Source organism: uncultured Rothia sp. (assembly GCF_963507905.1).
GTDB lineage: Bacteria > Actinomycetota > Actinomycetes > Actinomycetales > Micrococcaceae > Rothia.
The window spans coordinates 73,287-98,265 of the sequence record NZ_CAUOUU010000001.1 but is presented as its reverse complement, the minus strand read 5'-3'; the positions used below and the strand labels follow the sequence as shown (position 1 = coordinate 98,265).

Annotated in this window: 20 protein-coding genes and 1 tRNA gene; 9 read left to right on the top strand and 12 right to left on the bottom strand. The window is 61.8% G+C overall.

Going from position 1 to position 24,979, the window contains the following annotated elements; translation table 11 throughout:
* Together RQ593_RS00405 and RQ593_RS00400 are read right to left on the bottom strand one after the other, a co-directional pair.
* Positions 1-510, bottom strand: coding sequence for an asparaginase domain-containing protein (locus RQ593_RS00405; protein ID WP_070689713.1), 510 nt, complete (start codon positions 508-510; stop codon positions 1-3).
* Between the two features lie 171 nt (positions 511-681).
* Positions 682-754 (bottom strand) — tRNA-Lys (locus RQ593_RS00400).
* A gap of 97 nt (positions 755-851) precedes the next feature.
* Here RQ593_RS00400 and RQ593_RS00395 point away from each other — a divergent pair.
* The 6 genes from RQ593_RS00395 (at position 852) to RQ593_RS00370 (ending at position 8,127) form a co-directional block, all read left to right on the top strand.
* Positions 852-1,625 carry a histone acetyltransferase gene (locus RQ593_RS00395; protein WP_311449498.1) on the top strand — a complete coding sequence of 258 codons (774 nt, stop codon included), beginning with the start codon at positions 852-854 and terminating at the stop codon, positions 1,623-1,625.
* 395 nt (positions 1,626-2,020) lie between these two features.
* Positions 2,021-2,638: a hypothetical protein gene (locus tag RQ593_RS00390; RefSeq protein WP_005504391.1), complete on the top strand. Its 618-nt coding sequence runs from the start codon at positions 2,021-2,023 to the stop codon at positions 2,636-2,638.
* Positions 2,638-3,672 carry an inorganic phosphate transporter gene (locus RQ593_RS00385; RefSeq protein WP_311449497.1) on the top strand — a complete coding sequence of 345 codons (1,035 nt, stop codon included), beginning with the start codon at positions 2,638-2,640 and terminating at the stop codon, positions 3,670-3,672. The genes RQ593_RS00390 and RQ593_RS00385 overlap by 1 nt, the downstream gene beginning before the upstream one ends.
* Before the next feature lie 142 nt (positions 3,673-3,814).
* The gene (locus RQ593_RS00380; protein ID WP_311449496.1) at positions 3,815-4,897 is read left to right on the top strand and encodes a glycosyltransferase family A protein; all 1,083 of its coding nucleotides are present in this window, start codon (positions 3,815-3,817) and stop codon (positions 4,895-4,897) included.
* Positions 4,898-4,899: 2 nt separating this feature from the next.
* Positions 4,900-6,636 carry a polysaccharide pyruvyl transferase family protein gene (locus tag RQ593_RS00375; protein ID WP_311449495.1) on the top strand — a complete coding sequence of 579 codons (1,737 nt, stop codon included), beginning with the start codon at positions 4,900-4,902 and terminating at the stop codon, positions 6,634-6,636.
* A 162-nt stretch (positions 6,637-6,798) separates the two neighbouring features.
* Positions 6,799-8,127 (top strand): FUSC family protein, encoded by a 1,329-nt coding sequence (locus RQ593_RS00370; protein WP_311449494.1) that lies wholly within the window; start codon positions 6,799-6,801, stop codon positions 8,125-8,127.
* A gap of 115 nt (positions 8,128-8,242) precedes the next feature.
* Here the strand turns inward: RQ593_RS00370 and RQ593_RS00365 are convergent, their stop codons facing one another.
* Entirely contained in the window at positions 8,243-9,700 is a 1,458-nt protein-coding gene (locus RQ593_RS00365; protein WP_311449493.1) for an AAA family ATPase, read from the bottom strand.
* A gap of 208 nt (positions 9,701-9,908) precedes the next feature.
* Here RQ593_RS00365 and disA point away from each other — a divergent pair, with 208 nt between their 5' ends.
* Both disA and RQ593_RS00355 read left to right on the top strand, forming a co-directional pair.
* The gene (gene disA, locus RQ593_RS00360) at positions 9,909-10,985 is read left to right on the top strand and encodes a DNA integrity scanning diadenylate cyclase DisA (protein WP_297605572.1); all 1,077 of its coding nucleotides are present in this window, start codon (positions 9,909-9,911) and stop codon (positions 10,983-10,985) included.
* A 139-nt stretch (positions 10,986-11,124) separates the two neighbouring features.
* Complete coding sequence (locus RQ593_RS00355) at positions 11,125-11,349, top strand: phosphoglycerol transferase (RefSeq protein ID WP_297604691.1); 225 nt, start codon at positions 11,125-11,127, stop codon at positions 11,347-11,349.
* 118 nt (positions 11,350-11,467) lie between these two features.
* Here the strand turns inward: RQ593_RS00355 and RQ593_RS00350 are convergent, their stop codons facing one another.
* Positions 11,468-12,265, bottom strand: a complete 798-nt coding sequence (locus RQ593_RS00350) for a hypothetical protein (protein ID WP_297604693.1) — start codon at positions 12,263-12,265, stop codon at positions 11,468-11,470.
* 93 nt (positions 12,266-12,358) lie between these two features.
* Between RQ593_RS00350 and RQ593_RS00345 the strand changes: the two genes are divergently transcribed.
* The gene (locus RQ593_RS00345; protein ID WP_303980978.1) at positions 12,359-13,414 is read left to right on the top strand and encodes an A/G-specific adenine glycosylase; all 1,056 of its coding nucleotides are present in this window, start codon (positions 12,359-12,361) and stop codon (positions 13,412-13,414) included.
* A 123-nt stretch (positions 13,415-13,537) separates the two neighbouring features.
* Here the strand turns inward: RQ593_RS00345 and RQ593_RS00340 are convergent, their stop codons facing one another.
* The 8 genes from RQ593_RS00340 to RQ593_RS00305 form a co-directional block, all read right to left on the bottom strand.
* Positions 13,538-16,141 (bottom strand): ATP-dependent Clp protease ATP-binding subunit, encoded by a 2,604-nt coding sequence (locus tag RQ593_RS00340; protein ID WP_311449492.1) that lies wholly within the window; start codon positions 16,139-16,141, stop codon positions 13,538-13,540.
* A 948-nt stretch (positions 16,142-17,089) separates the two neighbouring features.
* On the bottom strand, positions 17,090-17,443 hold the full coding sequence (locus RQ593_RS00335) for an Lsr2 family protein (RefSeq protein WP_005504366.1): 354 nt from the start codon (positions 17,441-17,443) through the stop codon (positions 17,090-17,092).
* A 692-nt stretch (positions 17,444-18,135) separates the two neighbouring features.
* Complete coding sequence (gene lysS / locus RQ593_RS00330) at positions 18,136-19,719, bottom strand: lysine--tRNA ligase (protein ID WP_397545892.1); 1,584 nt, start codon at positions 19,717-19,719, stop codon at positions 18,136-18,138.
* Between the two features lie 52 nt (positions 19,720-19,771).
* Entirely contained in the window at positions 19,772-20,719 is a 948-nt protein-coding gene (panC, locus tag RQ593_RS00325) for a pantoate--beta-alanine ligase (RefSeq protein ID WP_311449491.1), read from the bottom strand.
* Positions 20,716-21,678 (bottom strand): DUF2520 domain-containing protein, encoded by a 963-nt coding sequence (locus tag RQ593_RS00320; RefSeq protein ID WP_311449490.1) that lies wholly within the window; start codon positions 21,676-21,678, stop codon positions 20,716-20,718. The genes panC and RQ593_RS00320 overlap by 4 nt, the downstream gene beginning before the upstream one ends.
* Before the next feature lie 128 nt (positions 21,679-21,806).
* Positions 21,807-23,708, bottom strand: a complete 1,902-nt coding sequence (locus tag RQ593_RS00315; protein ID WP_311449489.1) for a PH domain-containing protein — start codon at positions 23,706-23,708, stop codon at positions 21,807-21,809.
* The gene (locus RQ593_RS00310) at positions 23,708-24,463 is read right to left on the bottom strand and encodes a PH domain-containing protein (protein WP_311449488.1); all 756 of its coding nucleotides are present in this window, start codon (positions 24,461-24,463) and stop codon (positions 23,708-23,710) included. Before RQ593_RS00310 ends, RQ593_RS00315 begins: the two co-directional genes overlap by 1 nt.
* Positions 24,450-24,968, bottom strand: coding sequence for a DUF3180 domain-containing protein (locus RQ593_RS00305; RefSeq protein WP_311449487.1), 519 nt, complete (start codon positions 24,966-24,968; stop codon positions 24,450-24,452). The genes RQ593_RS00310 and RQ593_RS00305 overlap by 14 nt, the downstream gene beginning before the upstream one ends.
* Positions 24,969-24,979: the final 11 nt, after the last annotated feature.

Below are 24,979 nucleotides of genomic sequence, written 5' to 3'. Positions count from 1 at the left end.
CTAGCCCTCAAAAATGCCGCGCGAACGGTCCTTACGCACGCTCTCAGCAGGGAAAATACGGCCGCTCATGCTGATGTACACGCCCGGCTCCAGCAGGTTCAGGGCAGCAATAGCGGCACCCAGGTTGAAGCCGGCATCCGAACGAGCCATCACAGCGGGCTGCATCGCGCCGGTCAGCACCACAACCTTATCGCCCAGGTCGGCGTGCTCCACCAGGTAGCGGGCGGTCTCCGGCATGGTGTCGGTACCGTGGGTGATGAGCACCTGGTCGTTAGTGACAGCATTCAGAGCCTCGGTCAGCTCGGCACGATCCTCATCGGTCATGTCCAGGCTGTCCTTGCCAATCAGCGGGCGAATATCGAAACGCACATCAGTGATAACGCGGTCCAGCAGGTCCTTAGCGGCAGGCTCACCAATGTCCATGGTGCCCGCGACGGAGTAGAACTTATCGATCGTGCCGCCAGTGGCAAGAATCGTAATTTCTTCGGGGTTCTTAATGGTGACGCTCACGGGGTTTCCTCATCTTTTCGGGTCAACGTACACGAATTAAAAACTGCCAGGCCAACCCGGCAGAATACGCCCCCACCGCACGGGATAACCACGGGGTAAAACCCCGCGCACGAGGGTGGAGACGCAAAAACCCGCCGACCCCCGCAAAGCGGGAGGCGACGGGTCGGCTAGTGCGCCCTGTGGGGCTCGAACCCACGACCTGCGGATTAAAAGTCCGTAGCTCTACCGACTGAGCTAAAGGCGCTCCTATCCACACAAAACTGAAAGTGTGCAGATAGAAATACTATACACTACCGGCGCACTACCAACCCCAGCGCAGTGGCGGTACACTGGAAAATCCTATGTCTACACCCGCAGCATCAACCGGCGCCTCCGGGCGCACCCGACACCGAACCCACCACCGACCCGTCCTCTACTCCGCCGAGAAATTTGAACGCCACGAAGGCGGCATGGACCCCGCCGCACGCGAGGAGGCGGCACACGCCTCCGCACGCATCCTGCTGATGCGCGGACGCGGCACCGACGAGCAGATGACCGAGCGGCTCGTCAGCTTCACCGACGACTACGGTATTGAGATGCTCGCCGAACTCTGGTCCCACGCGAGCGCCCACTCCCTGCCGGGTGCCCTGTGGCGCATGTACTGGCTGCGGGATACGGTGCACCGTTCTCCGCGCGGGGTGAGCCGCGCCTTTGAGCTGGCCATGGCGGAGGATTACCGTTCGCACGTGGTGGCGGGTGTTCCCGACCCGCCCGGTGCCGATGAGGTGGTCCGCACGATTGATGAGATTCTGGCGGGCCTGTACACCGGCGATATGGATATTGCGATGGAGCGTTGCGCGGCGTTTGCGCACGTGGTGGCGTTGGGTATTCGTACCGATTATGCGCGCTCTGCCGGTCAGGATGGTGCGGTTCCGGGTAGCCACGAGGTGAAGCGTGAGGCGGTGGAGCGTCGTGCACGCCTGCCGCGTCAGGCTCAGCAGATGGAGCAGATCGCGCACGATTTGGAGGCGGTTGCCGCCCAGTTGCGCGCCGTTGAGGCTGGTCAGCAGGCTAACGGGGGTTCCGAAGCTGATTCTGCGCAGGAAAAATCGCAGACTAACCTCGAAGCATTCTAGTCTTCTGCGCCGTTTAGCCGCCCAAAAATGTGGTTTCGTGCCGCGAATTGGCACAGGTTCCACATTGGGTCGCACAGGCGTGAAAAGCCTGTTTCCGATTGACTCTGCGCCGGGTGCGGGTAGATAATAATTACAAGATGTCGGGTTGCTAATAGGTAGCCCCGGGCTCCAAATCTTTAGCCGCTTCGAGCGGCCTTCCGCCGAGAGGCGCTCCCAACCCGACATCCCTAAACGTTCCGGTGGGGGTCGAGAAATCGACCCCCACCGTTTTATGTTTAACCCCGGTCAAGAGGCCGCTATCAGCTCGGCACGATTGCGCATGAAAACCGGGTGTCCGTGAGATACCCACGAGCTGCGCGCACCCGCAACCCCTAATACTGGTTAGACTGGGAACTATGCTGCACCGCCTTTTTCCCCACGCTAACGAATCCCTCGCCTCCCTCGCTGAAATTTCAGCGCAGGTCGGTGAGGCAGCCGCGTTGCTCTCCGAAATGGTCGGCTCCCCCGTCGCAGAGTACCCCGAACTCTTCGAACGCATGCTCACCCACGAGGCGGACTCCACCAACCTGCTGTTCCGCACCCTCACCGAGGTGCGCAGCTCCTTCTCCCCGCCGATTCCGCGTGAAGACCTGTACACGCTGGCACGCAAGCTCACCAACGCCGTTGAGAAACTCACCAGCGCCGCGCACGTGCTGTCCCTGCACAGCATTGACGGCTTCGCCACGCACATCACCTCAATCCTGGACATTATTCAGCGTCAGGCGGTGCTGACCGCCGCCGTCATCCCCAAACTCGCCGATATTCGCGGCCTCGACAACTACTGGATGGACATGCTGCGCATCTCCCGCCAGGCGCTGCGCACCGCCGAAGAATACGACGCGTACATTGCCGAACGCTACACCCCCGAACGGTACCGCCGCTACGCCACCTTCCTGGCGCAGCTGACCGCCGCCTCCAATGCTATGCGTGATGTGTCCGCCGAAATCGGTCGCATCATCGTTCAGGAATCCTAATGCTCCTGGGTCTTCTCGCCTGCTGCGCCTTCATTGCCGCGGTCTACGTCACCGGTGTGCACGACGCCTCAAACGCCGTCGCTGTTCCGGTGCGTACCCGTGCCCTCGGCGAGCGCTCCGCCCTGTACCTTGCCGCGCTGTTCAACGTGCTCGGCGTGGTCGGTGCGTTCCTGCTGCTCGGTGAGTATTCCGCCTCGTGGGTGAGCGCCCCGGAGGGTACCACCGGCCTGAACGGCATCGTTGCGGCGCTGCTGGTCTGCGCTATTTGGGGTGTGCTCACCTGGTTCCTGCGGTTGCCGTCCTCTTCGACCCACGCGCTGGTGGGTGCCCTTGCCGGCGTGAGCTGGTGGACCCAGACGAAACTCGAGGACGGTGCTGAAGGCTTCGGTTCCCTCGCCTTCCTGCCGCATATTTTTGGGGCGACCCTGCTGCCGCTCTTCTACCTGCCGCCGCTCATTTTTCTGCTGTCCTGGCTGATGGTGGTGCCGTTCTACCGGCTGGTGGTTGGTCATAACCCGCGCCTGGTGAATCAGCACGCCCGCGAGGTACTGGCGGTGTCTGCCTCCGCAATTTCGCTACTGCACGGCCTGCAGACCGGCTACCTGTACCTGCTGCTGTGGGCGCTACTGAGCGAACGCATCATGGACCCGGCGCTGATTCAATCCCTCACCCGAGGCGGCATGCTCCTGGGCACCCTCATCATTGCCCTCAGCCTGGGTGCCGGCACGCTGACCGGTGGCCGCCGCATCGGCTACACCTTCGCGTACAAGATGGTGCGCCTAGATCCCTTCCGCGGCGCGGTCGCACAGGGCACCACCGCCGTGGTTCAGGTACTCGGCTACTTCCTGCTGCAGGTGCCGTTCTCCTCCTCGCACCTGGCGACCGCCTCGGCGCTCGGCGCGGGCGTGAACCAGCGTTTTAACGCGCTGAAATCCAGGATTGTTCTGCAGATTCTTCTGGTGTGGCTGGTAACCATTCCGGCGTGCTTTGTGCTCGGTGTGCTGGCAATGGTGGCGCTACAGTCCATCCACTAGATTTTGGGGACGCTGCATACCCCACCGTGCCTACTGCCGCGGGATAGGCGGGCGGCGGGTTGAGTCTGAACAGTGCACACCTTCATAATGGGTTGAGTTCTTGGGCTGGCACGCGCCCACTCACCCTCGACTGATTGTGGTTATGTCTTCTCCTACCGTAGCTATTCTGGTCCGCACGAAGGACCGCCCCCGCTTTCTGCGCCGCGCCCTGGAGAATATTGCGCAGCAGACCTTCACCGACTACACGGTCTGCGTGATCAACGACGGTGGCGACGAGCAGGCAACCCGCACCGTTATTGAGGCATCCCCGCTGGGCTTGCAGGGCTCTGATGCGCAGGGTTCCGGCCGCGTGCAGCTGCTGACCACCGCCGGCGACAACATGGAGGCGGCATCCAACGCCGGTTTGGCGGCGACCACCTCCAAATACGTGGCGATTCACGATGACGACGACCTGTGGGCACCCGAATTCCTGGAACGCACCGTCGCCGCGCTGGAAGAGAGCGGCGCGCTCATGTGTACCACCCGCATTGTGGAGCGGTACGAGCGTGAGAACGCCGATGGCGAGTTCGAGGTGTACGAGGAGCGTATTTTCCACGACGGCCTGCCCGGCGTAGGTTTGCAGTTCCTGTTCCGCACGAACCGTGCCGTGCCGATTGGCATTCTCTACCGCCGCAGCCTGCACGAGCTGGTCGGTTTCTACGACGAGTCTCTGCCGGTGGTCGGCGACTGGGAGTTCAACATGCGTGCCGCCTCTGTTGCAGATATTCTGCTGGTGGATGAGCCGCTGGCGTACTGGTCGCTGCGCCCCGACGCGGAGGGCTCCGAGGCGAATAGCGTGAAGCGTCAGGCTGATCACGCCCGCTTCGATTCGATGGTGCGTGCCCGCGCTATCCGCGAGGATCTGCAGGCGGGTGCCCGACCGGGCGCATACCTGTACCAGGCACATCTGGCGGCTGACCTGGAGCGCCGCGTGATTGACGGGCACGATCTGACCCGCGAATCCCTGGACATTCTGCGCTCTATTGAGAGCCGCCTGGAGCGTATTGAGGCACGTCAGCAGGCTATTGAGTCCCGCCAGCAGAGCATCGAGGAGCGCCTGCGGGTTCTGAAGCACCTGCGCGCACCAGGCCGTGCACTGCGTTCCTTCGCGCAGCGTTCGCTCAATCAGCGTTCTCAGGCTCGTCGCGGTGATGAGACTGGTTCTACCGGCGAGAAGGGCGCATAGCCGTGGCAGAGAACAATCATTCTTCTACAGCACTGCCCGTTACTGAAGCACCGCACTTTAATGAAGCACCGCGCGTACTCGTCATCGGCGATATTGGCCAGCACACTTACCACGTGGGCGACGAGGCCATGACCATCGCGAGCGCCCAGGCACTTTCCGAAGGCGGCGCGGCGGTCACCCTCATGACCCGCGATGTGGGCCATTCGGCGCGCTATATCGGCGCGGCTGCTCATGAGGCGGGCGCCCCCTACGAGTACCTGCCGTTCCTCCTCTTCCCCTGGGCACCGGCTGAACGCGAGCTGACCCTCGCGGCGCTCGAATCTGTTCTGGCGGAGCTGCACGCTGACCGGGAGCGGCCCTCCACCGCCGAGCTGGTGGCGTTACCGCAGGTGCAGGCGCTGCCGGAGGTGCTGCATCCGCTGGAGCAGACCGTCGAGCGCATGGTGGAGTTTGCGGACTCCATCGCCGCCATGGACGCGGTCGTCATCTCCGGCGGCGGCAACCTCAACTCCCGCTACGGCTGGCTGCTCTACGAACGCGCCGCCGCGGTGCGTGCCGCCGAGCATGCGGGCGTGCCCGTGTACGTGACCGGCCAGTCCCTGGGCCCGGTCCTCAACCCCGAGGACGCGCAGATCCTGGAGCGCATGCTGCGCACCGCCCGTTCGGTGACGGTGCGCGAACGTTCTTCCCTCGCTTGGTGCCGTGAGCGGGGTATTGACGCGCGCCTGAGCGTAGATGACGCCACCGACTACCCGGTAGCTTCTCCGGCGCGTACTCTGCACTATGCGGAGGGTGTTTCCGCAGGTCAGGCGCTTGATGAGCTGCCGGAGCACTACGTCTGCGTGACCGTCAACGAGTGCACCGACCAGCAGGCACAGCAGATTGCGCGCCTGCTCGACGGCATGTGGCGCGAGCACGGCTACGCACCCGTCTTCCTGAGCCACTACGGTGACCCGCAGGACCCGGCAAGCGGCGATATTCAGGCGCACCAGCGCATCGCCGAGCGGCTCAGCCCATCCACCCCGGCGACCCTGCTACCGATTCTGCACGCCGACCAGAGCATCGCCGTGCACCGTGCGGCGGCGTTTACTCTGACCAGCCGCTACCACCCGGCGGTGTTCTCCGCCGCGGCGGGTATTCCCGTGCTTGCCCTCGTGCCGGATGCCTTCACGCAGATGCGCGTGGGCGGCGCCCTGAGCCTGTACGGGCTGGGCGAGTTCACCCTGCCGTTGGGCATGCTCGCCGGTGGTGTTCCCGAGCTGATGGTTGCCGCCGCCCTGCGACACGCGGCGGTGACATCGGATGCGCGCCGCACCGAGCTGCTGGAGGTTCTGCGAGCCGAACGTGCCTACCTGCTGGCGCAGATTCTTGCATCTGGCGCAGAAAAGCTGGACGAAGTAGAGGCACCCGCGCCCTTCCCCGCCGTGGAGCAGATTCCGGCGATCCCCGAACCGCTGGGCGCGACCGTCCGTGCCGCCCGCGAGCTCTTCACCGAAACCTCCCTCACCGCGGGGTTCGAGTGGGCGATGTCTGACCAGGCGCATTCCTGGGATGCCGAGCACCGCCGGCAGCTCGAACGTGCCCGCGCAATCGGCGGCGGGTACAGCGCGCATGGTATTCACAGCGCACACGGCGCCGAAGAAACGCACCCCGTAACCGTTGAATCTGACGCACCTTCCGAGGCACCCACCGCCCGCCCCGGCCTACTGGCGAGGGTAGCGCGCCGCCTCCGCGGCTAGATTCGCGGCTAAGCCCCTTGCACTGAGGTTTCGGCACGCAAGCTGAGGTTTCGGCACGCAAAACCGCCCAAGCCGGGGCGCTAAGCAGGGTTCGGGGCGCGGGGTCTCTCACACTTCAACCCAACACTCCCCTACCCCCTTGTACACGGCACACGCGCCGGTATGATGGTGCCCATGGCACGATTCGCAGACATTCTACGCACTACTGAACAGAACACCCGACAGTTCATCCGTGAGGGTATTCACCGAGTCCGAGCAGACTTCTTTCAGTCTGTGCAGATTGTTGCGGCGTCTATGGGCGCTTGGCTTTTCGCTGAGCGCGTCCTGGGCCACCACGAGCCCATTTTCGCGCCGGTCGCTGCCCTCGTATCCCTCGGCTATGTGAGCGGCGCGAAGCACTCCCGCCGAATCCTTGAGGTCTCCTTCGGCGTGACCCTCGGCATTCTCATTGGCGACCTTCTGCTAATCCTGCTTGGTCACGGTACCTGGCAGGCGGCAGTGGTGCTTTTCTTGACCGTGATTATTGCCCGATTTATTGATAAGGGCATTATTTTTACGATTCAGCTCAGCTTCCAGGCCTGTTTCACGTTGCTGCTGCCCGTACCTGACGATGCGTTCACCCGCAGTTTCGACGGCATTGTGGGTGGCGCCTTTGCATTCCTCGCGATGTACCTGATGCCGCGCGACCCGCGCAAGAACCCGCGTGCCCGCGCACAGGCCCTCATGGATGCGTTCGCGAAGGTTTTCCAGCTCTCCTCCGACGCAATCCGCTACTACGACTACAACAAGGCGTACCAGAGCCTGCTCGACGCGCGCGCACTGCAGCCGCTCTACGATGCATGCCGCGGCGACCTGATTACCGCGCAGGGTATGAGCGAGCTGTCGTGGAATAGCCGCAAGAGCAAGGGCGAGCTGGCGCGTATGTCGAAGACCCTCGCCGCGGTGGATTTGGCGATTCGTAACGACCGCGTGCTTAACCGCCGCATGGCATCCACGATTCACCACGTGCAGTTGCGTACTGCTGCGCAGCTCTCGCTCAGTGACGCGCTGAACGAGCTGTCGCTGGCGGCGCAGAGCCTCGGCCTGGGCATGTCTGCACCGACCGAAGGCGAACGCGAGCACTACATGATGGAGGCACGCGAACGCATGATTAAGCTTGCCGGCACCCTCGAGCCGCGCACCATGGGTGTGGCGACTTTTGAGGGCGAGTCGCTGGTGCTGATGCTCCGCCTGATTGTGGTCGACTTTTTGGAGGCGACCGGCTTGTCCCACAAGGACGCCGTGGCGGTTCTCGTGCCCCTCGGCGAGGCAGTCACGAAGCATGCACCGCGCACCTCGGCAATCCCGATTGTTGACGCTGACATGGACGACTCCACGGTGGTTGATGACGTGACCGATAGCGCGGTGAACACCCACCACACGAACAAGCTCAATACCCGCTCAATCAACATTATGTTGCACGAGAACGAGGAGGAGAGCCGCTCCTCCTAGCGGGGCTCTAGCAAGGTTCTGGCGGGGTCAGCGGCAACCGTCAAGACACAGAGGAGGGGGCTCCCGGCGGCATTCACGCCAGCCGGGAGCCCCCTCTGCTGTGTTCTTAAAGGTTTTACTTCTGCGGGAAGAGCAGCGCGAGCGCCTCACCCAGGGTGGTTACCTCACGCACGGTGACACCCTCGGGTACGTCCCCCACTCCGGTCGGGGAGGCGGGCACCAGCACGTGCGTGAAGCCCAGGCGGCCCACCTCCGCGATGCGCTGGCGGATGCCCGGAACGGCGCGCACCTCACCCGCCAGACCGACCTCGCCAAAGACCGCGAGTTTGCGCGGTAGCGGCTTATTTTGCGCCGCCGAGGCAAGCGCCATGACGCACGCCAAATCGGCGGCGGGCTCAGCAATTTTCGCGCCGCCCACCGTGGAGACGTAGCAGTCGAGCTTGCCCACGTTCAGCCCGGCGCGGCGCTGCAGCACCGCCAACAGCATCTGAATACGCGCCGAATCCAGACCGGAAACGGTGCGGCGAGGGGCGGGCGCCACCGCCTGATCCAGCAGCGCCTGCACCTCCGCGAGCAGGGGGCGGCGACCCTCCATCGTGACGGTCACACAGGTGCCAGCCACCGGGTGCGGGGTACTCGAAACAAACATGCCGGAGGGGTCCAGCACGGGCGCAATACCGTCCTCGTACATGTCGAAGCAGCCCACCTCATCGGTGGGGCCGCATCGGTTCTTAATCGCGCGCAGCATGCGGATATTCGAGTGCTTATCACCCTCGAACTGGCAGACCACGTCCACCAGGTGCTCGAGCAGGCGCGGGCCCGCGATGGTGCCCTCCTTGGTCACGTGCCCCACGAGCAGGGTGCACATATTGCGTTCCTTCGCGGCGGCAATGACAGAGGCGGCGACCTCGCGCACCTGGGTGACGCCGCCGGCGCTACCCTCAACTTCCGCGGAGGCGAGGGTCTGCACGGAGTCGATGACCAGCAGGGAGGGGTTGACCTGCTCAATATGCGCCAGGGCGGTGCCGAGGTCGGTTTCGCTGGTCAGGTAAAGGGTCTGCGCGATAGCGCCGATGCGGTCGGCGCGGAGCTTGACCTGCGCAGCGGATTCCTCGCCGGTGATGTACAGGACCGGGCGCGGCGGCTGGGGTGCGCTATTCTGCGCGGGGGTGTTCGTACGGTTCTGCGCGCCCTTCTGCCCCGTAATCCCCGCGGTGCCGCGCGCGAAGGTGGCGGCAACATCCAGCAGCAGGGTGGACTTGCCCACGCCGGGTTCACCCGCCATGAGGATGACCGCGCCGGGTACGAGCCCGCCGCCGAGCACGCGATCAAATTCGGGGTTTCCGGTGCTCATGTAGGCGGCTACGCGCGAGTCAACTTCTGCGATGGGCTGGGCGGGTTTCTGCACGCTGGATGCGGCGCGGGTGCGCGCGCGGGTGCCCCCGGCGGCTTCTTCGACGGTGCCCCAGGTTTGGCATTCGCCGCAGCGGCCTACCCATTTGGCGGTGGTCCAGCCGCATTCGGTGCAGCGGTAGGCGGGTGCGGTTTTGGTGTTTTTCGTGCGCGCGGTCATGGGTCTATTTTAGGGTCTGGGGCGATACGGCGCGCGGTGTTTGGTCACGGCGAAATGGGGTGCCACAGAACGCATTTTTACTCTTAAACGCAGATAGTTTAGCCCGGTGCACTCCCGTATAAATATCGAGAATATCCGTTCGTTTTTGAGGCACTTTAGCCCGCCGTTCCGCCCCTGACCTGGCTCAATAACCACCCTTACGGGTACAATGGTTTTCGTGCAGATGAATTATAGTGACCTATTGCTTAAAACTATCGCCCGAATCGCCCCCGGCACCGAGCTCCGCGAGGGCCTGGAACGCATCATGCGTGGCCGTACGGGCGCACTCATCGTACTCGGATCCGACCGCACCGTATCCTCCCTGTCCTCGGGCGGTTTCAACATCGACACTGAGTTCTCGGCAACCCGCCTGCGCGAGCTGGCGAAGATGGATGGCGCTATCATCTGCGACCGCGACGCCACCCGCCTGCTGCACGCCGGCGTGCAGCTCATGCCAGACGCCTCCATTGAAACGAACGAGTCCGGCACCCGCCACCGCACCGCCGAGCGCACCGCAATTCAGACCGGTTTCCCGGTGATTTCGGTGAGCGCGTCGATGTCCGTGATTTCGGTATACGTTGACGGCACCCGCTACATGGTTGAGGACAGCCAGTACCTGATGGCTCGCGCAAACCAGGCGATTCAGACCCTTGAAAGCTATAAGAAGCGTCTGCGTTCGGTGCTCTCCAACCTGTCTGCCCAGGAGATTGAGTCGAACGTTTCCCTGAGCGACGTGGCGATGACCCTGCAGCGCATGGAGATGGTGAACCGCATTATCCGCGAGGTCAGCCACTATGTGCTGGAGCTCGGCGTGCACGGCCGCCTGATTGCCCTGCAACTGGAGGAGCTGCGCGCCCCCGAGATGACCGCCAGCGACCTGATCCTGCGCGACTACCTGCCCGAGGTGAACGACGAGCTGATTACCGCCGGCGTTGAGGCGCTGCAGAACCTGGACGATATGGACATCGTGGATCTGCGCACGATTGCCCGCACCGTCGGCTTTGGTGAGAACCCCGACCTGGAGCTTCATCTGCAGCCTCGCGGTTTCCGTCTGCTCGCCGGTATTCCGAGCATTCCGAACGCTATTTCTGAGCGTCTGGTGGAGCGCTTTGGTAGCCTGCAGGCTCTCATGGCGGCGTCCCTTGAGGACTTGCGCGCCGTGGACGGTGTGGGTGAGGCTCGTGCCCGCACGGTGCGTGAGCAGCTATCCCGCATGGCGGAGAGTAGCCTGGAGAAGTACCTCTAAGAAGACCTATACGAAAGCCCCCGCGCCGGAAGAATATCCAGCACGGGGGCTTTTTTCTGACCTCGCGAGAACCTTTTGCATTATGATGTAGTGACAGTGAAGCTTACCCTTCACACCTTGACACCCCAAGGAGGTCACAATGTCGTACTCACAAACTAAACGCCCCCTCCCGTTCTTCGTGTGGGCGTCCCCCATCCTGTTCCTGATTTACCTGCCGCTACTGTGGTTCAAGGTCATCCCCAACTCTTTTGAGGTGACCGACCTGTCCACCCTGCTGTTGGCGGCTCTGCAGTGGACTGCCTTCGGTAGCCTGCTCGGATACCTGGGCGAGCGCCGCTTTGCTAAGCCTCGCGCTTCCAAGTAATAACCATATAAAAGCTAAAGCCCCCGCGCCGGAAGAATATCCAGCACGGGGGCTTTTCGCGCCCATTCATAGGCAAAAACTATGAAAGTTCAGACGTTGTGAACATCAGGTTGGTGAACTACTGAATCACAAAGTTCACCTGAGCCGAGCTCACACCATTCACCGTAGCGGTCGCCCAGTAAGAACCCTTCTGAGCGGTCGAAGCGGAAGAGCAACCCAGGACGTTGATCTTACGGTCCCACGCCAGGTCGGTTGCCGCCTCGGCACCTGCGGCTACCTCAGCCTTCTGAACGGCAGTCGCCGCGCACAGGCTGCGGGTGTACACCTGAGCCGCACCGGAAGTGATGTTCAGGTCCACGCCGGTGTTCGCGCCCTCGCCGCCCACAGCGCAGGGGGTCTTCGAGGAGTTCGTGTAGGTCACGTGGAAGGACACCTGCTCACCGGCGGCGAAGGTACGCTTCGCGGGGGTGACGGTCACCTTCAGGTCGTTCGCGGTACATGCCGCAACAACAGCCGCGTTGGTCACGCTCGGAGTCGGTGCGGGAGCGGTCGGGGTTGCTGCGGGGGTGGTTGCCGCAGTGGGGGTCACGCTTGCGGTGGGTGCCGCAGAAGCGGTCACCGAAGGAGTTGCCGAAGCAGTAGCACTAGCCGACGCAGACGCGGTTGCAGAGGCAGTCGCGCTAGCGGACGGGGTAGCCGAAGCAGTTTCGGAGGGGCGAGCACTGAAGCTCTGGAAGGGTGCACCGGAAGCCGTCGCAGTGGAGGCTACAGTGGCGTCCTTCTTGCCGTTAATCATGCCGACCATGGAGGTCACGCCGGCGACCAGCAGCAGAATGACAGCGAGCAGAGCAATGACCGCCACGATACGACGACGGCGGTACACTTCGGGAGGCAGAACGGGACCATTTTCAGACATACCCTTAAGGATACCGGGTTTAACCCTGAGAATCACAGTGAACCCCGTTCATGCGGTTTTGGGAATATATGCCCTGTGGCGTAGGCTTTTCGGATGACCTCAGAGCCCAAACGCACCGCACGCACACGCCCCGAACCCGCCCTACCCGAAGGCACCAACATCGAGGCACTCCACCACCGAATCAATGGATGGTTCCTCGACCAGGCACGCGATTTGCCGTGGCGTCGCGACGAGTGCACCCCCTGGGGTGTGATGGTCAGCGAGTTCATGCTGCAGCAGACCCCCGTCAAGCGCGTGCTGCCCGTGTGGGAGGAGTGGATGCGCCGCTGGCCCACCCCCGCCGACCTTGCCGCCGAGCCCGCCTCGGAGGCGGTGCGCGCCTGGGGCAGGTTGGGTTACCCGCGCCGCGCGCAGCGTCTGCACGGTGCCGCAGTGGCGATTGTGGAGCAGCACGGCGGTGAGGTTCCCGCCGACTACGAGGCGCTGCTGGCTCTGCCGGGCGTGGGTTCCTACACGGCGGCGGCGATTAGCGTGTTCGCGTTCGGTCTGCGCGCCACGGTCATTGATACGAACATCCGCCGCGTGCACGCGCGCGCTGTCTCCGGCAAGGCGCTACCCTCCCGCTCGTTGACCGCGGCTGAGACTCGCCTGGCGGAGGCGCTCATGCCCGCCGATACCCCCACCTCCTGCCTGTGGAATGCGGCGACCATGGAGCTCGGTGCGCTGGTCTGCACGGCGAAGTCCCCGAGCTGTCAGCTGTGCCCGGTGGAGGATCTGTGCGCCTGGGTTGCGGCAGGCAAGCCGGAGGCGGACTACACCCCCAAGGGCCAGAGCTGGCACGGCACGGACCGTCAGGTGCGCGGCGCGGTCATGGCGGTGCTGCGTGCGGCGCATGAGCCGGTGGAGCGCGACCTCATCCTGGGTGCGGGTGTAGCCTCGGCTGGTGACACGGCCTCTTCACCCACTGCGGCTTCTTCGCCCGATCTGGCGTTCCCGGCGGACGCACCCGCGGCGGTGCACCGCCCGCTCAAGGCGCTGTACGCCCTCTCCCCTGCCGCCGAGCAGCTGCAGCGCTGCTACGCGGGGCTGCTGGCGGACTCTCTCGCCCGCGAAGTCACGCAGGGTGGTACTGTGCTCGTCTCGCTCTAGTACCCGCCACAGAGAGGCTCCTAGAGCCTCCCAAAAGCATAGAAACGCCTGAGGGGCGGTACCGGAAGATTACCGGTACCGCCCCTCAGGCGTTTAGTGCGCTAAAACTTAGCTACCTAGGGCTTAGTCCCCACCCTGACCCTCTCGAGCCTCAGAAGCAGGTGCCTCAGCTGCGGGAGCCTCAGCGGGAGCCTCAGCGGGAGCCTCGGAGGACTCGCCCTCGTTCAGCTCCTGCACCGAATCCAGAGCCAGCTCCTTCATCGGCTGAGAAGAGAAGACGAACTTCGCGGAGTCGCCCTCACCCTCAACATCCACGGTAATCTTCTCACCGGGCTTGATGTCGCCGAAGAGGATCTTCTCAGACAGGGCGTCCTCAATGTTGCGCTGCATCTCGCGGCGCAGAGGACGAGCACCCATGGACGGGTCGTAACCCTTAGCCGCCATGAGAACCTTCGCAGCGTTGGTCAGCTCAATGGACATATCCTGCTCCGCCAGACGCTTAGCCAGGCGACCCACGAACAGGTCCACAATCTGCAGAATCTCAGACTCGGAGAGCTGCGGGAAGACGATAATGTCGTCCACACGGTTCAGGAACTCGGGGCGGAAGTGCTCCTTGAGGTTCTCCATCACGCGTGCCTGCATGCGCTCGTAGTCGGCTGCGGTGTCATCCATCGCCTGGAAACCAACCGGGATGCGGCGGTTCACGTCACGCGAACCCAGGTTGGTGGTCATGATGATGACGGTGTTCTTGAAGTCCACCACGCGACCCTGCGAGTCGGTCAGGCGACCGTCTTCCAGGATCTGCAGCAGCGAGTTGAACAGGTCGGCGTGAGCCTTCTCAACCTCATCGAACAGGACCACGGAGAAGGGCTTGCGGCGGACCTTCTCGGTCAGCTGGCCGCCCTCATCGTAGCCAACGTAGCCGGGAGGCGCACCGAACAGACGCGAGACGGTGTGCTTCTCCTGGTACTCGGACATATCCAGGGTGATGAGCGAATCCTCATCGCCGAACAGGAACTCCGCCAGAGCCTTGGCAAGCTCGGTCTTACCCACACCAGTCGGGCCGGCGAAGATGAACGAACCACCGGGACGGCGCGGATCCTTCAGGCCTGCACGAGTACGGCGGATAGCGCGGGACAGTGCCGCAATAGCGTGCTCCTGGCCGATGACGCGCTTGTGGAGCTCCTGCTCCATGGTCAGCAGGCGGGTCGACTCTTCCTCGGTGATCTTGTAGACCGGAACACCGGTGGAAGCAGCAAGAACCTCAGAAATAACCTCGGGGGTCACGGTGCCGAATGCGTCGCCGCCTTCGCGCCATGCCTTCTCAGCTTCTTCCTTCTCAGCCAGGACCTTCTGCTCCTGATCACGCAGGCCTGCGGCCTTCTCGTAATCCTGGGAGTTGATGGCGTCTTCCTTCTGCTGGCGCAGCTTGGCGGCCTTCTCGTCGAGCAGCTTGATTTCCGGGGGTGCGGTCATGCGCTTGATGCGCAGGCGTGCTCCCGCCTCGTCAATCAGGTCGACAGCCTTATCCGGCAGGAAGCGGTCAGAGATGTAGCGTGCCGCAAGGTTCACGGCGGTCTCGATTGCCTCGTCGGTAATGGTGACGCGGTGGTGTGCCTCGTACTTGTCGCGCACGCCCTTGAGGATCTGCACGGCGAGCTCCTGGGAGGGCTCCTCAACCTGAATCGGCTGGAAGCGGCGCTCCAGGGCGGCATCCTTCTCAATGTGCTTGCGGTACTCGTCCAGGGTGGTGGCACCGATGGTCTGCAGTTCGCCTCGAGCCAGCATGGGCTTGAGGATGGAGGCAGCGTCAATCGCGCCCTCAGCTGCACCCGCACCGACGAGGGTGTGAATCTCGTCGATGAACAGGATGATGTCGCCGCGGGAGCGGATTTCCTTCAGGACCTTCTTCAGGCGTTCCTCGAAGTCACCGCGGTAACGGGAACCTGCAACCAGGGAACCGAGGTCCAGGGTGTACAGGTGCTTGTCTTTGAGGGTCTCGGGGACGTCACCGTGCACGATAGCCTGTGCCAGGCCCTCCACGACGGCGGTCTTACCGACGCCGGGCTCACCGATCAGCACGGGGTTGTTCTTGGTACGGCGGGAGAGGACCTGCATAACGCGTTCCATCTCCTTGTGGCGACCAATAACCGGGTCCAGCTCGCCCTCACGCGCTGCGGCGGTGAGGTTGCGGCCGAACTGATCCAGGATGGTCGAACCCGCGGGAGTGCCTTCGCGAGAGTTACCTGCACCCACGCCGGCGGTTTCCTTCTCACCGGAGTTGTTGCCGGGGTAGCCGGAAATCAGGTCCATGACAGCCTGGCGCACGGCGGCAGGCTCAGCACCCAGCTTGACCAGCACCTGGTTTGCCACGCCCTCGTTCGCGCGCACCATGCCCAGCAGGATGTGTTCGGTGCCGATGTAGCCGTGGTTCAGCTGAATAGCCTCGCGCATGGACAGTTCGAGAACCTTCTTCGCGCGGGGGGTGAAGGGGATGTGACCGTTAGGCGCCTGGGGGCCGGGGCCGACGATGTCCTGAACCTGTTCACGTACTGCGTTCAGGGTAACGCCCAATGATTCCAGGGCGCGAGCACCGATGCCTTCGCCCTCGTGAATCAGACCGAGCAGCAGGTGTTCGGTACCGATGTAGTTGTGGTTGAGCATGCGTGCCTCTTCCTGGGCAAGCACCACAACGCGCCGAGCTCGATCGGTAAAGCGTTCAAACATTTACGCACTCCTTGCATTTTCCTATTGATACAAGAGTACGTTGAGCTGCGGGTTTATGCCCCGCGTGTGGGCGCCTGTTCGCCATCAAGAGAACAGATGAGCTGTTCGGGGCGTATTGAGCGTGTTTTCGGGCGCCTAGGAGGGGGTTCCGCGGGATTTTGGGGAGGTTTCAAGGGGATAGCTCAGCAGGCGAGGAAGATAGCGGGACAACCAGCACGGAGGGGCTACAAGTGGGTTCGGAGGGGCGGTAGCGCCGATACGAAGGCTCCCGAACACGAGGAACACACAAGAAGCCACACAGACCCACACGGGAACCCCTAGTTTTCTGCACGCGCGTGAATATAATGCAGAAATTTTTAAAAATTTATATGTTTGCGTGAGAAATTTCAATAATTCGCAAAAATATATACAGCGCCATTGGCGATAAATATTTTTACGCAATTCACAGGCAATCCGCAGCAGAATTTCCACCGATAATCATCGTGGTATCGGGGGAAGTATCAGGGGAAATCTCCACGACAGCACACGGTGGCACACTTATTATTTTCGGCTCTATTCAGGGTAGACCCCACGCCCCACACAGAGGGAATATCCGACGAATAACAACAGCATCAAAGGGATTAATGCGCCAACACCTTTAGTGTTCCTGCCGATGCATGAAATCTAAATGAACGCAGATTCCGAATGTAAACTATGCCGCTGTGGCCGACCAACTCCCCCTCATCATTGCACAGAATGTACCATCAACCAACCCAATATATTTTACGCGTAAATAGTTAATTGGAATTAGCCATAAAACATCCGCCCCATTCAGATATGCAGAACATACAACACATACAAGAGGGCAAAACAAAAGGCGGACGGTGATAACACCGTCCGCCCTAAGCACCCGGAGGTTTAGAACCTTAAAGAACCAACCCCTCCGGCTACACGCAATGCGTAGAACCCTTAGTCCTGAGCCTTCATTGCTTCGTAGTATGCGTCCTGAATATCCTGGTGGATGCGGCCGCGGTCAGAGACCTTGTGGCCGTTAGCCTTAGCCCACTCGCGGATTGCTGCGGTCTCGGGGTTGCGCTTGACCGGAGCAGCGGTGCCGCGGGGTGCACGGGTGCGCTGGGTAGCGGTACCCTGCACGCGGCGGGACTTTGCCACGAAGGGGCGGATAGCGTCACGCAGACGAGCTGCGTTAGCGGAGGACAGGTCGATCTCGTAGTGAGCGCCATCCAGGCCGAAACGGATGGTTTCGTCTGCGGGGCCGCCGTCGAGATCGTCTTCAAGGATGATGCGAACCTTCTGTGCCATTGAGGCACCTCCTCATCTGTTGCATATATCCTGTGGATAAACCCAAAAGCCTCTATCGGAGATTGAGAAAATAGTGTGCCGGATATATTTATGTACTAATTTTCTTTCACATAATAACAGAAATATATTAAAGATTCCGAAAACTTCCTGAATATTGAAACAATGCGCTGATCGCCCTGAGCGATATATCCATTCCGTTCACCTCCGTTAAATCCTCACCCACCCCGCACACATTAATGCGCAGTTTAGAGTGCAAATACTTTGGATTCCTCCGGCACACACTATGGGGACAATATCGAACAATGCACAACACGGCACCACCAACAATCCCCAGGAATTACATCACCCGCACGGGCACCCACAATACGCCATTCACTCCAGGCATTCCTAGGCTATTCAAAAGCGAAATTCTGATCCTATCCCAACAGCTCATTCTTTTCTACACAACACATTTGTGTACAAGAACAGAAGCATCTGCCAGAGTGAATAGAGCAGCATAAATCAGCACCAGAATAGAACGAAAATCCCCTTTAAAAGCCCCTGACCTGTGCAAATAAACAGAAAACTCCACCTCAGAAGCTATACACCGTGCAAAACAGTGCACATAGAACGGCGGGTGCCGCAGATACATACCGTACCCGCGGTACCCGCGGCACCCGCCGCTACAAGAACCCTAGAGGTGAAGTAGAAGCTTAGGCTTCCGGCTTCATCAAGGGGAAGAGAATAGTCTCACGAATACCGGGCTGACGCACCACAGTACCCGGACGCTCCGGATCCTGGTCGCCCGCCAGCAGCATAATCAGACGGTCAATACCCAGACCCAGACCACCCATCGGGGGTGCACCGTGCTCCAGGGCGCGCAGGAAGTCCTCATCCAGCTCCATCGCCTCGTCATCACCGGCAGCAGCCAGCAGCGACTGAGCGGTCAGGCGCTCACGCTGAATAACCGGGTCAATCAGTTCGGAGAACGCGGTGCCGCGCTCCATACCGCCAATAATCAGATCCCACGCCTCAATCAGCGGCTCACCGGAACGGTGCGGACGCGCCAGCGGCTGAGCGCTCGGCGGGTAATCGTACACGAAAGTCGGGTTCACCAGGGTCGGCTCAACAATCTCACCGAAGAGCTCGGTCACCAGCTTCTCAGCGTCCCACTTCAGGTCGATGTCCACCTCGTGCTTCTCTGCAATCTCACGCAGAACGGAAGCGTCAGTCTCCGGGGTGATCTCAACGCCTACAGCCTCGGACAGGCCCGGGTACACGCCAACCCACTTCCACTCACCGAACAGGTCAATGGTGCCGTTCTCGGTCTCAATACGCTCGGTACCGACAGCCTTCGCGCAGCTCTGGATAATCTCCTTCATGCGCTCAGCCATCACAAACTGGTCAGCGTAGGTCTCGTAGCATTCCAGGGTGGTGAACTCGGGGCTGTGGGTCGAGTCCACACCCTCGTTACGGAACACGCGGCCAATCTCGTACACGCGGTCAATACCACCCACCACTGCACGCTTGAGCGGCAGCTCGGTCGCAATACGCATGGTCATCGGCTGGTCAAAAGCGTTCAGGTGGGTGCGGAACGGGCGAGCCGTCGCGCCACCGTGCACCAGCTGCAGAACGGGGGTCTCAACCTCAATGTAGCCGTGATCCTCCAGCACGCGGCGGACGGTGCGGGTAATCAGGGCGCGCTTCTTCACCAGCTCGCGAGCCTCATCGCGAACCATCAGGTCCAGGTAACGCTGGCGAACGCGGGTTTCCTCGTTGAGGTCCTTGTGCAGAACCGGCATGGGGCGCAGCGCCTTCGACGCCATCTTCCAGTCGGTCACCATAATGGACAGCTCGCCGCGGCGAGAAACAATCACGCGGCCGGTCACGAACACGTGGTCACCCAGGTCAACCAGGGACTTCCACTCAGACAGGGACTCCTCGCCAACTTCAGCCAGCGACAGCATCGCCTGGATGCGCTTACCCTCGGTACCACCCTGCAGGGTCGCAAAGCACAGCTTACCGGTGTTACGGACGAACACCACGCGGCCACCAACATGCACCACACGGTCAGTCTCGTCGCCAGCCTTCAGCTCCTCAGCAGCCAGCTTCGGATCGTACTCGGCGCGCAGATCCTCAATGTGGTTGGGCTCCACGCGGTTACCCTCAGAATCCAGCAGACCCACCGGGTATGCCTCGCGACCCGACTCGATCAGCTTCGCACGCTTCTCCAAGCGAATCTGCATCTGCTCGGACATATCAGCAATCGCCGGTGCGGCAGTGTGCTCAGTGCTCACAGTGATACCTATCTGTGTAGTGTGTTGGGGACTCTTCTAAACGAACGAACGCTTAGCGCAGGTCCATGTTGTCAATCAGGCGGGTCGGGCCAACGAACGCAGCAACCAGTGCCAGCACTCGCTCCGACTCCTCAGTCGGCTCACCGAAAGTCATCGGGTCGACCAGTTCCAGGTAGTCAAGGCGTACACCCGGAGTGGAGTTGATACGCTCACGCGCACCGTCCAAATCAATCTCGTGGAAGCCACGGTTCAGCGAATTCTCACGCAGCATCGCCAGGGTGCGGGACAGCACCAGGGCAGACTCGCGCTCCTCATCCGACAGGTAGCCGTTACGCGAAGACAGCGCCAGCCCGTTATCGTCGCGAACGATTGACACAGGGCGCATGGTCACGTCGTGGTTGAAATCGCGCACCATACGCTGGATCAGGATGTACTGCTGAGCGTCCTTCTGACCGAAGTACGCATTCACCGGGTGGTTACCGGCTGCGGGGCGAATAATGTTGAAGAACTTATTGACCACGGTCAGCACGCCATCAAAGTGGCCCGGACGGGTCGCACCCTCAAACTTGGTGCCCAGCTCGCCGCTCGAAATGCGGATGAGCGGGTCGCCGTCGGGGTACATCTCTTCAACCTCGGGAGCAAAAATAATGTCAACACCGGCAGCACCAGCCAGGGCAGCGTCTGCCTCCAGGGTGCGCGGGTATGCTTCGTAATCCTCGCCGGGACCAAACTGCAGCGGGTTCACGAAAATGGAGGCGACCACTACATCGTTCTGTTCAGCGGCGCGACGCAACAGGGTTGCGTGGCCGTCGTGCAGGGCGCCCATGGTGGGCACGTAGCCCAGGGATGCGTTCTGATACTGAACTGCGGTGCCGTTCTGCTCCGCCTCCTGGCGGGCTGCTCGGTCCAGTTCCTCCTGCGCTGCGGCAAGGGATTCGGTGATTGCCGTGCGGAAATCCGCAATGGTGGTCACGACTCGGGGCATCGAAGTCTCAGTCATGACGAGAACTCCTTGTTTTCGGGGGCTGAATCATCAATATCGCCGGGGTGGTTGCGGTCCGAAGACTCACCCAGCAGATTCTCAATTCGTCCCAGTTGTTCATCGTTTAACAAACCTCTATTATGCGCTCTTTTTGCGGTTGCGTGTGCCAGAGCGGCGTAAGAGTCTGTAATATCACCTGTTTTCTCATGCTCTGAGTACTCATTCAGAGCCTGAAGGTGAGCCTTCACGGTGCCGGCGTCTCCACGTGCCACGGGCCCGGTGAGAGCGCCTTCGCCGCTGGCGAGCGCATTGTCCACGGCGGCTCGCACGAGCGGCCCCATGTAGCGTGCCGGGTCCTCAATACCGATGGAGGCGAGCATCTGCTGGGACTGACCCAGGATGGTCACGAGGTGGTTCGCGGCGTGCGCCAAGGCTGCGTGGTAGAGCGCCCGGTCAGCCTCAGCAACGTGCACGGGTTCGCCGCCCATTTCCACCACGAGTGCCTGAGCAATCGGGATGAACGGTGCCGGCCCGGTCACGGCGAAGCAGGTGCCGTTCAGGCGCTGCAGGTCCACAGACATGCCGGTAAAGGTCATGGCGGGGTGAATCGCCAAACCGATAGCGCCCAGCGCGGTCGCCGGTGCGAGAACCTCGGTGCCGTGACGGCCGGAGGTGTGCACCAGAATCTGACCGGCGGTAATACTTCCCGAGGACGCCAGGTAGGTGATAAGGCCCGGCAGCTCATCATCGGGAACCGCGAGAATCAGCAATTCGCTACGCTCAGCAATCTGCTCCACCGGCAGCAGCGGCACATCGGGAAGCAGCATCGCGGCGCGCTCCTGAGAAACCTCAGACACCGCGTGAACACCCACAATAGTGTGCTCGCAGGCGCGCAAAGCCGCACCGAGGACGGATCCGACCCTCCCGGCTGAAATAATTCCAATGCCCAAACGCGCAGGTTTTGAATGCTGTATCACGGCTTTAAGTATATTCTCCCTTTCACGCCGGCCCTGCCGTCAGTGTTATGAAGAACACCGGCGGCAGAGCGCGATCTGTAGTTTTACTGGCGGGGAAGCTCAGCTGACGGATGAGCTAAACCGGCAGGTTAGCGCGCGCTGTACCCGTTCGCGCTGTACCCATTCGCAACAGGCGCAGAACCCAGCGCAGGTTCCGGTACGCGGTAGTAGGGCTCAATACCCTCCAGCCGAACCGTCATCAACCACACCAGGTCCTCGCAGACGCGCTGCGGTAGGTGCATCATGAGCGTGCGCACCGGGCCGGGCACCGTACCGAAATGCACGCTCGCGCATCCGAAGGCACGCTGCAGCGGGCCCTGACCTCGGCTCACGCTCAGCACACGGCTGACCGGAACAATCGACAGCGTACGGATAAAGTAGCCGCCACGAATCAGCAGCAGGTCACCTCGCGTATGCTCGCCAACGCTCGAACGTGCCGCATCAGAATCAATGCGGGTGGTCGCCCGCACCGAACCGGCAGTGTAACCGACCGTGGTTACGCCGTTACGCTTCCAGGTGAGCAGGTCCATCCAGCGTGCCGAAGAGGGCGTCACAATCATTGCCGGAACCTGCGGCTTCTGACTCTTCAGCGAACCATCGGCGGTATCCAGCAGCACCTGCGCCTGCGCCTCATCCAGGGCGGGCAACAGCAGACGCAACACCATCAGCGCCTCCTGCCTGTTACCCACCGGCAGGGCAACATTGCGGGTCACCAGCTTCTGGTTGTCGTTCTTCTCAATACCAATACCGGCAATGGTCATCTTGATGCGGTACCAGCCGAACGCACGCCACAGGATGGACTGCTCCACAGCCAGCGCCTGAATACGCTCAACCAACACGTTCTGGGTGTGCGTGCCGGTGAAACCGTACCGCAGGGTCACGCCGCCCTGACCGCTGGGGGTGATTTTGAAGTTTGCGGCACCATCAAAACGTGTCCAGAGGGCAACCACGTAACCAACCATGGGCGCGAAGGTGCCGGGCAGTATCGCCATGAAAATGAGGAACGGGCTCTCACCAGCCAAGATCGCGGTGAAGACAGCGGCACCGATCATGACGCCCACGGCGGGCACCAGCCACACCAGGTGCTCCAGCATGATGGAGGCAATCAGACGCACATTCGAGATGCGGAAAATCGGCGGCTGCGAGGGGTCTGCAGCGACCGGCATCGGCATACGAGCGCGAGCGCTGCGGCGGGATGCTGCGGGTTGCTGAGGTGCAGGCTGCTGGGTGCCGTCTTGATAGGGTGCAAACTGGTCGGGTGCGGGGTGCTGGGGTACAGACTGCTGAGTACCATCCTGCACCGGCGCACCATAGGAGGCCTCGAACGGCTGGTGCAGCTGATCCGCAGCCGGCATGCGCTCCGCCGAAATCTGCATGCTATCGGGCAACACGTCGACCGGGCGGCCAGCCGCCTCCGAACGCAGCAGGTTAATGCTCGCCATCGCGGTGCGGCGCAGAACCTCCGCCTTGCGGGCAGAAACGTACTTGATGTGCAGCGCCTCCGAAGAGCCGTCAGCCACCTCAAAACGAAGCTCCGACAGACCCAGCAGGCGCGCCACCAGAGGACGCGAAATGTCCACGCTCTGCACGCTCTCCAGACGAATCGTGCGGTTCTTCTTGAACAGAAAACCGCTGCGGCGGTGAATCGCTAAATCATCCAGGCTGTAGCGGGTAAACCACCAGTCAATCGAGCCACCGACCAGAATCAGTACGAGCACGGCGAAGCCGATGAGCTGCGAGTACGTCGCGCTGAGGTAACTACTGTTCTCGTCGAATGCCTGCGTCAGGCGCGCACCCCACTCATTCGGCGGGGTGGTCAGAATATTCAGGATAATGCTCTGAAAGAAACCAAACGCCAACAGAATAATGAACCAGAGGTTCATGATGAACGTGCGGATATCGGCACGCCACCACTTCTGCTCCTGCGGCACCTGAGATACAGGAGGCTGCGGTGCCTGCGACGCGGGGTTGGGCGGAACCGGGGTACTCATTAGAGTGCCGCCATTCGCTCATCGGCGCGGCGCACCAGATCCGCGCGCAGCTCCTCCGCCACGTTCAGCGGAATACCGAACAGCACCATCGTGCCGGTCGTCGTGCCCGCGGTGCGCACCGTCAGGCGGGCAACACCGCACATGCGCTCGAGCGGGCCCGAATCCACATCAACATACTGGATACGACCGTACGGCATGGAGCTCATGGAACGGAACACGATGCCACGGCGAGCCATCAGGTGATTCGACTCCAGCGCGTAGCCGAGTGCGCGAGTGCGGCGCGGAGTGGTCAGAATCCACCACAGACCCCACAGACCAAACACCGCGATTACCGCCAGACCGACGATGCGTAGCGCCTCCGGGCCGCCGAAGAACGCACCCGCACAATACAGGGCAACACCCGCAAGAATCGGGAACGCCAAGGCAGAAATAGTGTGCACAAAACGAACCGTCAGGTAGCCGGAGGCGGCGGGCGCCCACTGCGGCTCCGGCACAGATTGCGGGGGCACAGGCTGGGAAGATACTGGCTGTGGCGCGTTCGGGTACGCGGCAGCGGGCGGAACCTGCTGACCGTACTGTGCCTGCTGCTCAGGCTGGGCTTGCTGTCCATAAGGAGCACCAGGCTGACCGTAAGGCTGCTGGTACTGCCCGTACTGGTTCTGCTGAACAGGCTGACCCTGACCATACTGACCCTGCTGGGCGTCCTGCCCATACCGTCCATTCGGCGAATAACTATTCTGGTTAGGAGCCGACATAGGTTCCTCCCTCTCGCGGCTTGACAGCACCGGAAGAGGAGGCCGCATCCTCATCATCCTCCGGCGGAATACGACAACAATGCTGCGCCCACAGGCCAGCAATCAACAGGGCAACACTGCCCACACAATTAACAAGAACCTCCCAAAAGACCACCGAAAAACCGCGCGTAGACACCATCGCCACATGGTAGCCAAGAATCGCACCGCACCAGCCCGTCAACAGGGCACCGGTCATGATGGCCCCCTGCGCATACGCCACCGCACGCGCCGCAAGAATCGGGCCCATATGCGGCACCTTCTCACGCGTCTGAATACGACGATAACGAGCCACCTGCACGCCCAGCCACACGGCACCCGCCGCAACCAGCAGGCACACCGCGCCGAGCATCCACGAAAAATTCAGCTCGCCAAAACCGGCGCGAATCATCACGGAATTCACCATAACAGCGACAGCGGCAGCGCACACCGCCGCCACAATAATCGCCCGATAGCTCAGGGGCTTCATGGTGTTTCCTT

What these genes read in the sequence shown, in the direction of transcription:
- RQ593_RS00310 (WP_311449488.1), bottom strand. Translation starts at nt 24,463, where the DNA reads ATGTCGGCTCCTAACCAGAATAGTTATTCGCCGAATGGACGGTATGGG.
- RQ593_RS00390 (WP_005504391.1), top strand. Translation starts at nt 2,021, where the DNA reads ATGCTGCACCGCCTTTTTCCCCACGCTAACGAATCCCTCGCCTCCCTC.
- RQ593_RS00365 (WP_311449493.1), bottom strand. Translation starts at nt 9,700, where the DNA reads ATGACCGCGCGCACGAAAAACACCAAAACCGCACCCGCCTACCGCTGC.
- RQ593_RS00305 (WP_311449487.1), bottom strand. Translation starts at nt 24,968, where the DNA reads ATGAAGCCCCTGAGCTATCGGGCGATTATTGTGGCGGCGGTGTGCGCT.
- RQ593_RS00350 (WP_297604693.1), bottom strand. Translation starts at nt 12,265, where the DNA reads ATGTCTGAAAATGGTCCCGTTCTGCCTCCCGAAGTGTACCGCCGTCGT.
- RQ593_RS00395 (WP_311449498.1), top strand. Translation starts at nt 852, where the DNA reads ATGTCTACACCCGCAGCATCAACCGGCGCCTCCGGGCGCACCCGACAC.
- panC (WP_311449491.1), bottom strand. Translation starts at nt 20,719, where the DNA reads ATGACTGAGACTTCGATGCCCCGAGTCGTGACCACCATTGCGGATTTC.
- RQ593_RS00315 (WP_311449489.1), bottom strand. Translation starts at nt 23,708, where the DNA reads ATGAGTACCCCGGTTCCGCCCAACCCCGCGTCGCAGGCACCGCAGCCT.
- RQ593_RS00380 (WP_311449496.1), top strand. Translation starts at nt 3,815, where the DNA reads ATGTCTTCTCCTACCGTAGCTATTCTGGTCCGCACGAAGGACCGCCCC.
- RQ593_RS00385 (WP_311449497.1), top strand. Translation starts at nt 2,638, where the DNA reads ATGCTCCTGGGTCTTCTCGCCTGCTGCGCCTTCATTGCCGCGGTCTAC.
- RQ593_RS00335 (WP_005504366.1), bottom strand. Translation starts at nt 17,443, where the DNA reads ATGGCACAGAAGGTTCGCATCATCCTTGAAGACGATCTCGACGGCGGC.
- RQ593_RS00370 (WP_311449494.1), top strand. Translation starts at nt 6,799, where the DNA reads ATGATGGTGCCCATGGCACGATTCGCAGACATTCTACGCACTACTGAA.
- RQ593_RS00355 (WP_297604691.1), top strand. Translation starts at nt 11,125, where the DNA reads ATGTCGTACTCACAAACTAAACGCCCCCTCCCGTTCTTCGTGTGGGCG.
- RQ593_RS00340 (WP_311449492.1), bottom strand. Translation starts at nt 16,141, where the DNA reads ATGTTTGAACGCTTTACCGATCGAGCTCGGCGCGTTGTGGTGCTTGCC.
- disA (WP_297605572.1), top strand. Translation starts at nt 9,909, where the DNA reads ATGGTTTTCGTGCAGATGAATTATAGTGACCTATTGCTTAAAACTATC.
- RQ593_RS00345 (WP_303980978.1), top strand. Translation starts at nt 12,359, where the DNA reads ATGACCTCAGAGCCCAAACGCACCGCACGCACACGCCCCGAACCCGCC.